The organism is Allobosea sp. Root670 (assembly GCF_001429415.1).
GTDB lineage: Bacteria > Pseudomonadota > Alphaproteobacteria > Rhizobiales > Beijerinckiaceae > Allobosea > Allobosea robiniae.
On the sequence record NZ_LMJU01000015.1, the window covers coordinates 475,514 to 489,413 of the forward strand.

At 66.7% G+C, this 13,900-nt stretch carries 10 protein-coding genes; 3 read left to right on the forward strand and 7 right to left on the reverse strand.

Features of this window, described 5'->3' with window-relative positions; translation table 11 throughout:
• Positions 1–65 precede the first annotated feature (65 nt).
• A complete protein-coding gene (gene lexA, locus ASE61_RS14700) occupies positions 66–773 on the forward strand; it encodes a transcriptional repressor LexA (RefSeq protein ID WP_061968045.1) in 708 nt (235 codons plus the stop codon).
• On the opposite strand, the gene ASE61_RS14705 is transcribed toward lexA, so the two are convergent.
• Positions 767–3,058 carry a ComEC/Rec2 family competence protein gene (locus ASE61_RS14705; protein WP_061968046.1) on the reverse strand — a complete coding sequence of 764 codons (2,292 nt, stop codon included), beginning with the start codon at positions 3,056–3,058 and terminating at the stop codon, positions 767–769. The genes lexA and ASE61_RS14705 overlap by 7 nt on opposite strands.
• A gap of 152 nt (positions 3,059–3,210) precedes the next feature.
• Between ASE61_RS14705 and gltX the strand changes: the two genes are divergently transcribed.
• On the forward strand, positions 3,211–4,632 hold the full coding sequence (gltX, locus tag ASE61_RS14710) for a glutamate--tRNA ligase (protein ID WP_061968048.1): 1,422 nt from the start codon (positions 3,211–3,213) through the stop codon (positions 4,630–4,632).
• Between the two features lie 371 nt (positions 4,633–5,003).
• On the forward strand, positions 5,004–6,293 hold the full coding sequence (gltA, locus tag ASE61_RS14715; protein ID WP_061968050.1) for a citrate synthase: 1,290 nt from the start codon (positions 5,004–5,006) through the stop codon (positions 6,291–6,293).
• 240 nt (positions 6,294–6,533) lie between these two features.
• Here gltA and lpxB read toward each other — a convergent pair whose 3' ends face one another.
• The 6 genes from lpxB to bamA all read right to left on the reverse strand — a co-directional run bounded on the left by lpxB (position 6,534) and on the right by bamA (position 13,766).
• Positions 6,534–7,706: a lipid-A-disaccharide synthase gene (gene lpxB / locus ASE61_RS14720; RefSeq protein WP_061968051.1), complete on the reverse strand. Its 1,173-nt coding sequence runs from the start codon at positions 7,704–7,706 to the stop codon at positions 6,534–6,536.
• Positions 7,706–8,575: an LpxI family protein gene (locus ASE61_RS14725; RefSeq protein ID WP_061968053.1), complete on the reverse strand. Its 870-nt coding sequence runs from the start codon at positions 8,573–8,575 to the stop codon at positions 7,706–7,708. The genes lpxB and ASE61_RS14725 overlap by 1 nt, the downstream gene beginning before the upstream one ends.
• Complete coding sequence (gene lpxA / locus ASE61_RS14730; RefSeq protein WP_061968346.1) at positions 8,572–9,381, reverse strand: acyl-ACP--UDP-N-acetylglucosamine O-acyltransferase; 810 nt, start codon at positions 9,379–9,381, stop codon at positions 8,572–8,574. Before lpxA ends, ASE61_RS14725 begins: the two co-directional genes overlap by 4 nt.
• Before the next feature lie 35 nt (positions 9,382–9,416).
• The gene (gene fabZ, locus ASE61_RS14735) at positions 9,417–9,875 is read right to left on the reverse strand and encodes a 3-hydroxyacyl-ACP dehydratase FabZ (RefSeq protein WP_061968054.1); all 459 of its coding nucleotides are present in this window, start codon (positions 9,873–9,875) and stop codon (positions 9,417–9,419) included.
• A 194-nt stretch (positions 9,876–10,069) separates the two neighbouring features.
• On the reverse strand, positions 10,070–11,131 hold the full coding sequence (gene lpxD, locus ASE61_RS14740) for a UDP-3-O-(3-hydroxymyristoyl)glucosamine N-acyltransferase (RefSeq protein WP_061968347.1): 1,062 nt from the start codon (positions 11,129–11,131) through the stop codon (positions 10,070–10,072).
• 130 nt (positions 11,132–11,261) lie between these two features.
• Entirely contained in the window at positions 11,262–13,766 is a 2,505-nt protein-coding gene (gene bamA, locus ASE61_RS14745; protein WP_061968056.1) for an outer membrane protein assembly factor BamA, read from the reverse strand.
• Positions 13,767–13,900: the final 134 nt, after the last annotated feature.

Below are 13,900 nucleotides of genomic sequence, written 5' to 3' on the forward strand. Positions count from 1 at the left end.
AAGCAGAACGCGTATGGTGTTCGTGCTTTGTTTCGAATCTGCGCATTGAGGGGCTGGCGGCGACCATGCTGACACGCAAGCAACATGAACTCCTGCGCTTCATCCAGGAACGCTTGCGCGAAAGTGGCGTGCCGCCCTCCTTCGACGAGATGAAGGATGCGCTCGACCTGCGCTCGAAATCCGGCATTCACCGCCTGATCATGGCCCTGGAGGAGCGCGGCTTCATCCGCCGCCTGCCGAACCGGGCGCGTGCGCTCGAAGTCATCAAGATGCCGGATGGGCTCGGCGCGCCTCAGGCACGGCCCCGCTTCAGCCCGGCCATCGTCCAGGGCGGCCTGGGCTCACAGCCCAGCGTGGCCAAGCCGCGCCCTGCCGAGGACGACAGCCGGCATTCCATCGCCATCCCGGTGATGGGCCGCATCGCGGCGGGTACGCCGATCTCGGCGATCCAGAGCCGCAGCCACACCGTTTCGCTGCCGCCGGACATGCTCGGCTCCGGCGAGCATTACGCGCTGGAAGTGCGCGGTGATTCGATGGTCGAGGCCGGCATTCTCGACGGCGACACCGTCGTCATCCGCAGGCAGGACACGGCCAATACCGGCGACATCGTCGTGGCACTGATCGATGACGAGGAAGCGACGCTGAAGCGCCTGCGCAAGCGCGGCTCCTCGATCGCGCTCGAAGCGGCGAACCCGGCCTACGAGACCCGTGTGCTCGGCCCCGACCGGGTCAAGATCCAGGGCCGGCTGGTCAATCTGATGCGGCGCTACTGAAGGCGTTCGGTGTCGGCCTCGGCTTCGTTGTCGGCGGCCGGTGCGGGCTGTACGGTGACCGACTGATTGGTGGGACGCGTGCCTGGCTCCGTCAGGCGTCGCTCGCGCCGGCGGCTCCAGGGCCGCTCACTGTCGGACTGCTCCGCGATATGGCTGCTCCATCCCGACGCCGTCCGGTAGAGCGAGGTCGCGCCGTCGCGTGATAGCGTCATGCGCTCGACCAGCCTGGCCTTGCAGGTGCCGCCCCAGGGGATGGCGGTGATGACGAGGTCGGCGCGCTGGCAATCCTCGATGATGGCGAGTCGCTCGCGCGTATAGGAGATTGTGCGCTTGTCGGCGGTCTGCGCAACGCATGCCAGCCGGTCGCAGGCGATGCCGGCGCGCAAGCTGGGATCGTCGGGCGAGCGGCTGTCGCCATCGGCGGCGAGCCATTGCTGCAGGACGAAGCGGCTGGGCTTGCCGGCGATGGCGAGGCGCCCGTCGGGACCGCGCACGGCCATCCCGGAGCCATCGCGCTCGATCAGGATTTCCGGCCGCTCCGGCTTTCCGGCGATCGCGACGCCGAAGATCAGCGGCAAGGCCGCAAGCCAGCGCCAAGCCGTGGTCCAGAGCGTCAGCCACAACAGCGTCATCGCAAAGCAGGCCAGCACGCCTGAGCCGAAAGCCGCCACCGTCACGGTGGAATGGTCGATGGCCGCGACCCAATGCGCCACCTTGAGGACGACGTCGGAGGCGAGCCCCATCAGGGCCCAGGCCGGCCAGTCCAGCCCGAACGGATAGGCGAGCACGCCGAACACCGCCGCCGGCATGACGAAGAGCGAGACGAAGGGCAGCGCCATGGCGTTGCCGAGCAGGCCGAAGGGATTGAAGGTCTGGAAGTGATAGGCTCCGAAGGGCGCCGTCGCGGCGGTGGCCAGCATGGTGGTGACGAGGATGCCAAGCGCCGCCGTCCAAACGGCTCCGAGCGGCCAGGGCAACACGCGCGGCGGCTCGGTGCGGCTTCGCCCTTCCCAGCGTTCCGCGAAGGCGATCAGCGCCGCGACCGCACCGAAGGACATCTGGAAGCTCGGCCCGAGCAAGGCCTCCGGCTCGCGCAGCAGCACCATCATGGCGGCCAGCGCGAGATTGCGCATGCTGAGCGCGGCGCGGTCGACGAGGATCGCGCCGAGCATGACCAGCGTCATGATGAGCGAGCGCTCGGTCGCGACATCGCTCCCGGAAAAGATGCAATAGGCGGTCGCGCCGAGCATCGCCGCTGCCGCCGCGATCTTCTTGACCGGCCAGTGCAGCGCCACCGTCTGCGACAGGACCAGCAGCGCCCGGACCAGCCAGAAGATCGTTCCAGCGGCGAGCACCATGTGCAGGCCCGAGATCGAGACGATGTGATAGATGCCGGCGGCGCGCAGGTCGTTGTTCGTCGCTTCGGTGATCAGGCCGCGCTTGCCGGTGACGAGCGCCGCGGCGACCGCCCCGCCCTGCCCGCCTCCGACCTCGGCGATGCGCTTCGTCAGCGCGTTGCGGGCGCGGTCGATCATCACATCGATCGCAAGGCGCGTCGGCATCGGATGGGGCGCGGGCGCGAGCGCGATCTTGCCGGAGATGCTGCCGACAGCGCCGATCCCGCGGAAGAAGGCATCACGGCCGAAATCATAGCCGCCGGCCCGCGCCGGTCCCGGCGGCGGCAGCAAGCGCGCCGTGGCAATGATATGGTCGCCCGGTGCCACGGAGCCTTGCCGAATATTGACGCGGACGCGCTTCGGACGCTGATCAGCCGGCACATTCGCGAGATCCGTCACCAGCAGCACGAGCCGCGCGCCCTTGTCGCGGGCCTCGACGCTCTCGATGAAGCCGGAGAGCTTGCCGATCCGCGGCCGCTCCAGCATCGGCGCGGCGATATCGGCCGTGCGCCAGACCCCGGCGGCGAAGCCGGCGAAAGCAGCGGCTGCGGCGAGGCAAGCCATCGCGGCGAAGCGGCGCAGGCGCAGGGCGAAGGCCAGTGCAGCACTCAGGGCCAGGCCGAGCAGCGGCGCCCAGAGTGCCGGCTCACGATCGGCCGCGAAATAGAGCAGGATGCCGGCGCCCATCGCGATCGGCAGCCAGAGGAAGGGACGCCGCCTTTCGGCCTCAAGGGCGAAGCCTTGCTGGAGCTGAAGCCAAAGCTGCCGAAGCAGGGCGCGGAGGCCTGCCGCCAGCGAGGCCGGAACATGGAGGCGAGCCGGCAAGGCATCGGCGCGCGCGCCGCGCCGGCTTCCCGATTGCCCCTGCCCCGGCGGCGCCGGCTGCATCGCCCGCCTCCCCTGCCGGCGCTGCGATTTGACCGCTTAACGTTTCCGGCCAAGCCATGTTACAGGGCGCGCGCCGGTTGTCATGTCTCAACCTGCGCCATCCCCTGTCTTGCCCCGGACGGCCCTGCGCCGCCCGGCCGGAGTTTCCTCCCATGAGCAACGCCGTCGTCACGCGCTTTGCGCCCTCGCCCACCGGTTTCCTGCATATCGGCGGAGCCCGGACCGCGCTGTTCAACTGGCTCTATTCGCGCCGGCAAGGCGGCAAGATGCTGCTGCGCATCGAGGATACCGACCGGGAACGCTCGACCGACGCGGCGATCGCCGCGATTCTTGACGGGCTGGAATGGCTCGGCCTCGATTGGGACGGGCAGACTGTCTACCAGTTCCAGCGCGTGGCGCGGCATCGCGAGGTCGCCGAGCAGATGCTTGCCGCCGGCAAGGCCTATCACTGCTATGCGACCCAGGCCGAGCTCGAGGAGATGCGCGAGAAGGCACGCGCCGAGGGCAAGCCGCTGCGCTATGACGGGCGCTGGCGCGACCGCGACCCGGCGACGGCGCCGGAAGGCGCAAAGCCGGTGATCCGCCTCAAGGCGCCGCAGACCGGCGAGACCGTGGTCAATGACGAGGTCCAGGGCCGCGTCGTCTGGCAGAACGAGAATCTCGACGATCTCGTTCTCCTGCGCTCGGACGGCACGCCGACCTATATGCTCGCCGTCGTCGTCGACGATCACGACATGGGCGTCACCCATATCATCCGCGGCGACGACCACCTGACCAACGCCGCCCGCCAGACCCAGATCTACGAGGCGCTGGGCTGGGACGTGCCGAGCATGTCGCATATCCCGCTGATCCACGGCTCGGACGGTGCCAAGCTCTCGAAGCGGCATGGCGCGCTCGGCATCGATGCCTATCGCTCGATGGGCTACCTGCCGGCGGCTCTGCGCAACTATCTGGTGCGGCTGGGCTGGAGCCATGGCGACCAGGAGGTCTTCTCGACGCAGGAGATGATCGACGCCTTCAATCTCTCCTCGATCGGCCGTTCGCCGGCGCGCTTCGACTACGCCAAGCTGGAGAACCTCAACGGCCTCTACATGCGCCAGTCCGATGATGTGGAGCTGCTCGCTGCGCTCAAGGTCATCCTGCCGGAGATCGGACCGGCGCGTGGACTTGGGCCGACGCTCTCACCGGAGCTGGAAGCGAAGTTCCTTGCCGCCATGCCCGGCCTCAAGGAGCGCGCCAAGACGCTGATCGAACTGCTCGACAGCGCCTTCTATCTCTATGCCCAGCGCCCGCTGCAGCTCGACGACAAGGCCAAGGGCCTGCTCGACGAAGCCGCGCGCCAGCGCCTGCCGAAGATCGCGGAAAAGCTCGCTGCCGTCGGCGACTGGACGCCTGCGCCGCTCGAAGCGGCGGTGCGCGCCTATGTCGAGGAAAGCGGGCTCAAGCTCGGCCAGGCCGCGCAGCCGCTGCGCGCAGCGCTGACCGGCCGGGCGATGTCGCCGGGCCTCTTCGACGTCATGGCCGTTCTGGGTCGTGAAGAGACGCTGGCGCGGCTCGCCGACCAGACGGCTTGAACGGCTCCGATCCAGGTTTTGGCCTGCCCGAAAAGCCTGCCAACTCCCGATCCCATGGACCGACCGCCGCCTTGCGAAAGGCGACGGCACTGATGCTCGCGCAGATATGAGCCCAGCGCGGTTCCAACCGCCTTTTGGCTCGGTTGAATGCGCTGCGCAAATGGTCTAGTGACGCGCATGTGCATTGCACCGCGGCAACGTGGCGAGGCACGAATATTGCTTGTAAATCAGTCACATGGACCGACTTCTCCCTTCTCCTTCCGACATGTGTTCGTCATATCGCGGCCTTCGGATGAGAGATGCCCGGCGCGCAAGCGCGGAGAGGCGAAACCGGGGCTGAACAGCAGCGAGCCTTGAAAGGATCGGTATCGATGAGCGGAAATACCAGCCAGCTCCAGGTCGGCGACAAGACCGTCGACATGGCGATCAAGGAGGGGTCGGTCGGCCCCGCCGTCATCGACATCGCCAAGCTTTACGCCCAGACGGGCATGTTCACCTACGATCCCGGCTTCACCTCGACGGCGAGCTGCGAGTCGCAGATCACCTATATCGACGGCGACAAGGGCGTGCTGCTCTATCGCGGCTACCCGATCGAGCAGCTCGCCGAGCACGGCGACTTCCTCGAGACCTGCTACCTGCTGCTCGAGGGCGAGCTGCCGACGGCCGCCCAGAAGGCCGATTTCGACTATCGCATCACGCGCCACACCATGGTGCACGAGCAGATGGCCCGCTTCTTCCAGGGCTTCCGCCGCGACGCGCATCCGATGGCGGTGATGGTCGCCTCGATCGGTGCGATGTCGGCCTTCTATCACGACTCGACCGACATCTCGGACCCGCATCAGCGCATGATCGCTTCGATGCGCATGATCGCGAAGGTGCCGACGCTCGCCGCGATGGCCTACAAGTACACGATCGGCCAGCCCTTCGTGTATCCGCTGAACTCGCTGGACTACACCTCGAACTTCCTGCGGATGTGCTTCGCGGTGCCGGCCGAGGAATACAAGGTCAACCCGGTGCTGTCGCGCGCGCTCGACCGCATCTTCATCCTGCACGCCGACCATGAGCAGAACGCCTCGACCTCGACGGTGCGCCTCGCCGGTTCCTCGGGCGCCAATCCCTTCGCCTGCATCGCGGCCGGCACGGCCTGCCTGTGGGGGCCCGCCCATGGCGGCGCCAACGAAGCCGCGCTCAAGATGCTCGAGGAGATCGGCTCGGTCGACAACATCCCGAAATACATCGCCAAGGCGAAGGACAAGAACGATCCGTTCCGCCTGATGGGCTTCGGCCACCGGGTCTACAAGAACTACGATCCGCGCGCGAAGATCATGCAGAAGACCACGCATGAGGTGCTGAACGAGCTCGGGATCAAGGACGACCCGCTGCTCGACGTCGCGGTCGAGCTGGAGCGTATCGCGCTGTCGGACGAGTACTTCATCGAGAAGAAGCTCTATCCGAACATCGACTTCTATTCGGGCATCACCCTCAAGGCGATGGGCTTCCCGACCTCGATGTTCACGGTGCTCTTCGCGGTTGCCCGCACGGTCGGCTGGATCGCGCAGTGGAAGGAAATGATCGAGGACCCGTCCCAGAAGATCGGCCGCCCGCGCCAGCTCTATACCGGCTCGGCACAGCGCGACTACCCGCCGATCGGCCGCCGCTGATCGCAGGGATATCGGCTATCCGGAAAGGCGCGCGGCGAAAGCCTCGCGCCTTTTTTCGTGGTGAGTTGGCCGTGATCTCTCCGGGGTCGCTGATTGTCCAGGGAGCCGCGCCATCATTCCAACGCCGTCATGCCCGCCCTTGTGGCGGGCATCCACGTCTTGAACGCCGGATAGCCTGGATGAAGACGTGGATGGTCGGGACAAGCCCGACCATGACAGGAGGCGCCGTGCGCGCTTCTGTCAGCCCGCCTGCTCGGACGGCAAGATTGCCAGCGCCGCCGCGACCGCGTTCGCCGCCGGGCTTGGGCCGGCGGAGCGCATGATGGTCTCGACCTCGATGAAGCCGTCGAGCTGTTCCTGGCGCTTGTCGCCCTCGGCCATGGCGGCGAGGAGATGGCTGCTCAACGCCTCCGCCGTCGCCTCCTCCTGGATGAATTCCGGAACGATGCTGCGACCGAGGATCAGGTTGGGCAGTATCACGCTCGGCAGCTTGACAAGGCGGCGCGCCAGAAACGCCTCCCAATTAGCCCCGCGATAGGCTGCGACCGTCGGGATCTGCGACAAGGCAAGCTCCAGCGTCACCGTTCCGGATGCCGCCAGCGCCGCGCGGGCCCCGCGAAATGCCGCCAGCTTGGCCGCGTCGCCAGTCACGATCTCGGGCCCGACCGGCCAGCGCGCTGCCGCATCGGCGATTATCGGCTGGAGCCGCGGCACGGCCGGCAAGACGAAGCGGGCACCGGGCACCGCTGCCGCAACCTTCGCCACTGCCTCGCCGAAGACCGGCATCAGATGGTGGATCTCGGAACGCCGGCTGCCGGGAAGGACGAGCACCAGCGGCCGCTCCGCGTCGTCGCGACGACGCTGCTCATCCGCATCCGGGCGCATCTCGTCGAGCCGCTCCATCAGCGGGTGGCCGACATAGATCGTCTCGGGACCGTGCAAGCGGGCGAGCGCAGCGGGCTCGAAGGGCAGCAGGGCAAGGATGCGATCGACATGAGGCGCCATCCGCCTTGCGCGGCCGGAACGCCAGGCCCAGACGCTGGGGCAGACCCAGTGCACGATCGGGATGGAAGGCGCCCGCGCCCTCACCTTCTTCGCGACGCGCAGGCAGAAATCCGGGCTGTCGATCGTCAACAGCAGATCGGGCTCGAAAGCGGCGATGCCGCGTGCCGCATCCTCCATCCGCCGCAGCAGCAAGGGCAGGCGCGCGATCACCGGGCCGAAGCCCATCACCGCGATATCGGCCTGGGGAAAGAGCGGCCTGAGCCCGGCCTCGGGCAGGCCGTGATCGCCCACGCCGCAAAGCTCGATCGGGCGATCACCCAATCGCTCGCGCAGCGCGGCGAGGAAGCGCAGGGCCAGGGCATCGCCCGACGCCTCGCCGGCGATGACGCCCAAGCGGAACGGCCGCATCAGGCAAAGCCCTCGACGAAGAGGCCGAGCTCGTCTGCCTGCCGGCCGAGCGCAGCACGGTCGCCGACCAGGACCTCGCCGGCCCGGACACCGATGCCGGAGAGCCCGGCCTCGGCAATATTGCGCAGGGTATCCGGCCCGATGGCAGGCATGTCGACGCGCAGGTCCTGCCCCGTCTTCGGAACCTTCACGAGGAAGCCGTCGCCCTTGCCGATCTTGAGGCGCCCGCGCGCGACGAGATCGGCGACCCGCCGGATCATCGCATCCGTGCCTTCGGCAGCCTCGATCGCGACGACACGATGATCGGCCAGGATCGCCGCCTGCCCGACATCGAAGGGGGACAGCGTGGCGAGCAGGGCGAAGCCGCGTTCAAGCTCGGCACGCTGCTCCGGCGAGACGCGCCGGCGGCCAAGCGCCCCGCGCGGCGCGGTCATCTCGGGAGCGATCTCGGCCGGCCCGTGGACGCGAAAGCCTTGCATCTCGAAGAAGCGGACGACGCCGCGCAGCAGATGATCGTCGCCGCCCAGAAAGGCCTTGGCGAAATGCGGCATGTATTTCAGCGTCGAGACCTCGGGGCGCAACGAGCCGAAGCTCGGCCGCGGCAGGGCGCCCAGCATCACGATATCGGCGATGCTGCGCCGGCGCAGCTCTTCGAGCAGGCTGCCGAGCTGGCCCAGGCGATATGTCCTGATATCCGCGCCGTCACCGAAAGCGGCGGGATCGGCCGCCCCATCCAGCGCCGCGATATAGGGGCGCTCGCCCTTGTCCGTTACGATGCGGGCGAGCTGGAGCGGATAGTCGCCGCTCCCCACGATCATCGCGAGCGGGCCGCGCGGGGCGGCTGCATCGGCCGGACGGTCGGTGTTCACCGCTCCGCGACGGTGGCGTCCCGCGGCGTGCAGAGCGCCTTGTCGCCGCCTTCCCTGATGAAATTCAGGATCTCGTGGACCAGAGGATCCTCGCTGAACTCGGCCGCGACATCCTCAACACGCTCGGTCAGGGTTCCCTCGGCTGCGAAGAGCAAACGATAGGCACGGCGCAGTTCGTGGATCTGCTCGCGCGTGAAGCCGCGCCGCTTGAGGCCGATGAGATTGAGCCCGACCAGATGCGCGGGGTTGTCACGAATGGTCCCGAACGGAATGACATCGCTCAGCACGCCGGCTCCGCCGCCGATGAAGGCATGGTCGCCGATACGGATGAACTGCTGCAGGCCGGCTCCGCCGCCGACGATGACGTAGTTCCCGATCGTGACATGGCCGGCGCACATCACATTGTTCGAGAAGATGATGTTGTTGCCGAGGCGGCTGTCATGGCCGACATGCGAATTGGCCAGGAAAAAGCAGCGATCACCAACACTGGTGATCATGCCGCCGCCCTCCGTGCCCGGATTCATGGTGACCCCCTCGCGGATCTGGCAATCCGCCCCGATCGACAGCGTCGAGGGCTCGCCACGATACTTCACGTCCTGCGGCGGATGGCCGATCGACGCGAAGGGAAAGATTCGTGTGCGCGGGCCGATCGTGGTCCGGCCGGCCACGACCGCATGGCTGACGAGCTCGACGCCCTCGCCGAGCACGACATCGGGGCCGACCTGGCAGAACGGCCCGATCGTCACGCCCGCGCCGAGCTGCGCCTTCGGGTCGACCAGCGACATAGGATGAATGGAGACGCTCATCGAGACGCTGCCCTGATCCTGAACCGCCGCGCCGCTCAAACGACCATCGCCGAAATCTCGGCTTCGGCCACGAGCACCCCGTCGACGCGGGCCTCGCCGCGATAGAAGAAGATGTTGCGCTTGCGGGCGAGCTTGGTGAGGTGGAAGCGGATCTGGTCGCCCGGCGTGACAGGCTTGCGGAACTTCGCCTTGTCGATCGTGGTGAAGAGGACGGACTTGACCTCCTGCGCGCCGACCTCGCGGGCATTCACGACCAGGACGCCGGCCGTCTGCGCCATCGCCTCGATCATCAGCACGCCCGGAAACACCGGTCGTTCCGGGAAGTGGCCGGTGAACTGGGGTTCGTTGACCGTGACGTTCTTGATCCCGACGCCGGACGTATCGCCATCGATCTCGACGACGCGATCGACCAGCAGAAACGGATAACGGTGGGGGATGCTGGCCATGATCTTCTGGATGTCGATCACACCCAGTGCCGTCGTCGCCTCGCTCATGGTCTGTCTTCTCCCGCGTGCCGTCGCCGGGCAGCGCCTTGTATTCACGTCGGTGGCCGGGAGCAGGCAACGTTCCTGCAACCCGTCACGATTTCAAAGCCTTCCGCCGCTTTGCCGGAAACGGAGCGGGTTCGGCAACAAAATTCTTGGCATCGGGAGCAGAAAGCCCCCATCGGACGGCGGAAACGCCTGGCTCAACCCTGCGATGCGCCCGGCTTCTTGCCGCGATTGGCCACCAGCGTCTTGAGCAACGCGGTCTCGCGCGCCCAACCGAGCGCGGGCTGGGCGGGATATCCGCCATAGCGCGCGCCGCGTGGAACATCGCCGGCAACACCGCTCTGCGCCGCGATCTGTGCGCCGACGCCGATGGTGAGATGACCGGCGAGCCCGACCTGGCCGCCAAGCACCACGAAATCCTCGAGCGTGGAAGAACCTGCAAGGCCGGTCTGGGCGCAGATCACGCAATGACGGCCGATGACGCAGTTATGGCCGATCTGGACGAGGTTATCGATCTTGGTGCCTTCGCCGATCACCGTGTCGCGGCTGGCGCCACGGTCGATCGTGCTGTTGGCACCGATCTCGACATCATCCTGAATGATGACGCGGCCGATCTGCGGCACCTTCATGTGCCCCTTGGGGCTCATCGCGAAGCCGAAGCCGTCCTGCCCGATCCGCGCGCCGGGGTGGATAATGACCCGATTGCCGATCAGGGACGCCTGGATCGTACTGCCCGCCCCGATCGAGCAGTTGCGCCCGATCCGGACCTGCGGGCCGATGACCGCATGCGAGGCGACGATAGTCCCTGCCCCGATCTCGGCCCCGGGGCCGATGACCGCGCCGGGATCGACGGTGACCCCCGCCTCGAGGACGGCCGTGGCATGGACGATGGCACCCGGCGCGACGCCCTGCGAGGCGAAGATCGATTCAGGCTTCAGTGCGCTCGGAAAGCAGCGCGCCATGATCTTCGCGAAGGCGTGATACGGAGCCGGCGACACCAGGGTCACCGTTCCCGCCGGAACACGATCGGCGAAACGCGGCGAGACGATGCACAGGCCCGCCTTGGTTGCCGCCAGGGCATCCGTGTATTTCGGATTGTCCATATAGGCGAGATCGGCCGGACCAGCCGTTTCGAGGGCGGCGATTCCGTCGATCCTGCGGGTCGACTCCACGCCCTCCGGCAAGGTGCCGCCTGAAATGCTTGCGACCTCGCCGAAGTCCAGCGAGGTCGCGAACGGAAAGAAAACTGGCTCTGCCATGATCCGGTCCGGAGCGGGATCGCCGCGCATCCCACGGGACGCGAGAATGGCGATCCATGTCGTTGTTATCGCACCGATTTCTCCCCGGGAAGTGGTGTCACTTCCCGGTCGATGCTCAAGCCCGCCTACGTCAGAAGCGGGTGCCGCCCGAGAAGCGGAAGGCCTGGAGGCGGTCGCCGCCGTACTTGCCGACGAGGCCGGTCTGCGGGTTCAGCCCGATCTGGCCTTCGTCCTTGGTCAGGGCGTAGGCGTAATCGAACCGGATCGGTCCAAGCGGCGACTGCCAGAGCAGGCTCACGCCGACCGACGAACGCAGCGTGTTCTTGTCGCGGATACAGCCGACACTCGACTGCGCTCCTCCCTGTACAACACTGACATTGTACTGGCGCGCCTCCGAGCCGGCCGGGCAAGCGAAAGCCACCGACTTCGAGCCGCCGTCATAGTTGAACAGCGTGCCGGCATCGGCGAAGACCGCGCCGCGCAGGCCAAGGTCACGCGGCAGGCCGAAGATCGGGAACTGCACCTCGACCGTACCGCCGAAATAGGTGGTTCCACCGACCGCGTTCGCCGTCGGGTCGTTCAGCACGTCGCGCGGGCCGATGCCGGACGGCGCGAAACCACGCACCAGCGACGGGCCGAGGAAGTAGTGATCGACCATGCGCAGGTTGCCGCTGGTCGCCTGGACGTGACCGCCCTGGACGCGCAGGAAGCCGACGACGTCGTCGAAGATCTCGCGGTAGTAACGGGCATCAGCCGAGATACGCAGGAACTTCGAGTCGCCGCCGAGGCCGGCGAATTCCGGCTTCAGCTCGGCCGAGAAGCCGTTGCGCGGGTTCTGCACGCTGTCGAGCGAGTTGTAGTTGAAGTTCAGGCCGACGAGAGAGGTCAGGGTCGAGCCCTGGGCCTCCTTGACCGCCACCGTCGCTTCGCCGTTGGTCACGCAGTTCAGGGGCGCGCTGGCGCCACCGGTCGGCGTGACGCCCGGGATCGGGAAGGTGCAGTCGTTATAGGGACGGCTGAACTCGTTCGGGATGGTAATCTCGGTCTGGTAGATCGAGTACCGCGGCGTGATCGAGAACTCTTCCGTGATCGGGAAGGTGAAGCGAACCTGCCCACCGGTCACGCGGCTTTCGAAACGGCCGGTGTTGTAGTTGTCGTTGAACTTCGAGAACAGGTCGATACCGGCCGCCACGCGATAGCCGAGGAAATAAGGCTCGGTGAACGAGAAATCGACACCCTGCGTCCTCTCGCCGAGCGTGCCGGCGATGCGGACGAACTGGCCGCGGCCGAGGAAGTTCGACTCCGACAGCGAGACCTCGCCGATGACGCCGTCCGAGGTCGAGTAACCACCGGCGACGGAGAACGAACCGGTCGCCTTGTCCTCGACGTCGATATTGACGACCACGCGATCCGGCGCCGAGCCGGGCTCGTTGGTGATGCGGACCTTGTTGAAGAAGCCGAGATTGTTAAGGCGACGCTCGGCGCGGTCGACCATGACCTTGTTGTAGGCATCGCCCTCGCCGAGATCGAGCTCGCGGCGAACCACATAGTCGCGGGTCCGGGTGTTGCCGCGCACGTTGATGCGCTCGACATAGACGCGCGGGCCCTCGTCGACGACATAGGTGATGCCGATCTGGCGGCCTGCAGCGTCACGGTCGCCGCGCGGACGAACCTGGGCGAAGGCATGGCCGCGGCGGGCCACTTCCGTGGTCAGCGCAACCAGCGACTTCTCGACCGCCTCGGCGTTGTAGGTATCGCCCGTGGAGGTCGCGACATAGCGCTGCAAGGCTGCCGCATCGACATCGCGCAGCGAGGAATCGACCGTAACGTTGCCGACCTGATACTGCTGGCCTTCCTCGACCTGGATGTCGATGACCCAGCCGCCGGCCGCCTCGTCGAAGCGGGCGCCGCTGTTGACGATCTGGAAGTCGGCGTAGCCGTTCTTCAGGTAGAAGCGGCGAATGAGATCCATGTCGGAATTGATCCGATCGGGATCATAGACGTCGGAGGTCTTGATCCAGCTCAGGAAGTTCGATTCCGTCGACGTCATCAACCCGCGCAGGCGCCCACCGGAATAGGCCTGATTGCCGCTGAAGTTGATCGACTTGATGCCGGTCTTGCCGCTCTCGTTGATGGTGAAGACGATATCCTGGCGGCCGTTCGGCAGAGGAGCGACGCGCGCGCTGACCGAAGACAGCCCGTAGCCCGCCCGCTTGTAGGCTTCGCGCAGGCGCTCGATATCGGAATTCATCAGCGCCTGGCTGACCGGACCGCCGGCACGCGACTGCACGATCTGCGCGAGCTGTTCGCCCTTCAGCTTGCGGTTACCTTCGAAGGCGACCCGGTTGGCCGTACCGCCCTGCTCCTGAACCGCAACGACGATCTGCGAACCGCGGCGGTTGACCTGCACGCTGCTGAACAGGCCTGTCGCCAGCAGGCTCTCGCGGATTTCCTGCGGGTTTTCACGGCCGACCGCGTAGGAGCGGATCGTCTCCGCATCGACGCGGCGGTTGCCGTGGACGACCACGGCCTGCGCGAAAGCCACACCACCACTCACGGCCAGCATCAAAGCCGAAAGTCCGATCGATCGAGAGAGCCGCGTCTTGGTCGTCCGGCTCTGTTGGGTCGACGTCATCGGGTCGCCTATTCCATCTCTCTGGTCACCACCCCAAACGGGGACCGCCATCTAGCGACAGCAGCACGGGGACATTGCGGTTCAAACGCTTCTACAAAGTTTCCAGCAGGGTGCAAACCGCGATCATCGTTAAT

What these genes read in the sequence shown, in the direction of transcription:
- lexA (WP_061968045.1), top strand. Translation starts at nt 66, where the DNA reads ATGCTGACACGCAAGCAACATGAACTCCTGCGCTTCATCCAGGAACGC.
- ASE61_RS14705 (WP_061968046.1), bottom strand. Translation starts at nt 3,058, where the DNA reads ATGCAGCCGGCGCCGCCGGGGCAGGGGCAATCGGGAAGCCGGCGCGGC.
- gltX (WP_061968048.1), top strand. Translation starts at nt 3,211, where the DNA reads ATGAGCAACGCCGTCGTCACGCGCTTTGCGCCCTCGCCCACCGGTTTC.
- gltA (WP_061968050.1), top strand. Translation starts at nt 5,004, where the DNA reads ATGAGCGGAAATACCAGCCAGCTCCAGGTCGGCGACAAGACCGTCGAC.
- lpxB (WP_061968051.1), bottom strand. Translation starts at nt 7,706, where the DNA reads ATGCGGCCGTTCCGCTTGGGCGTCATCGCCGGCGAGGCGTCGGGCGAT.
- lpxA (WP_061968346.1), bottom strand. Translation starts at nt 9,381, where the DNA reads ATGAGCGTCTCCATTCATCCTATGTCGCTGGTCGACCCGAAGGCGCAG.
- fabZ (WP_061968054.1), bottom strand. Translation starts at nt 9,875, where the DNA reads ATGAGCGAGGCGACGACGGCACTGGGTGTGATCGACATCCAGAAGATC.
- lpxD (WP_061968347.1), bottom strand. Translation starts at nt 11,131, where the DNA reads ATGGCAGAGCCAGTTTTCTTTCCGTTCGCGACCTCGCTGGACTTCGGC.
- bamA (WP_061968056.1), bottom strand. Translation starts at nt 13,766, where the DNA reads ATGACGTCGACCCAACAGAGCCGGACGACCAAGACGCGGCTCTCTCGA.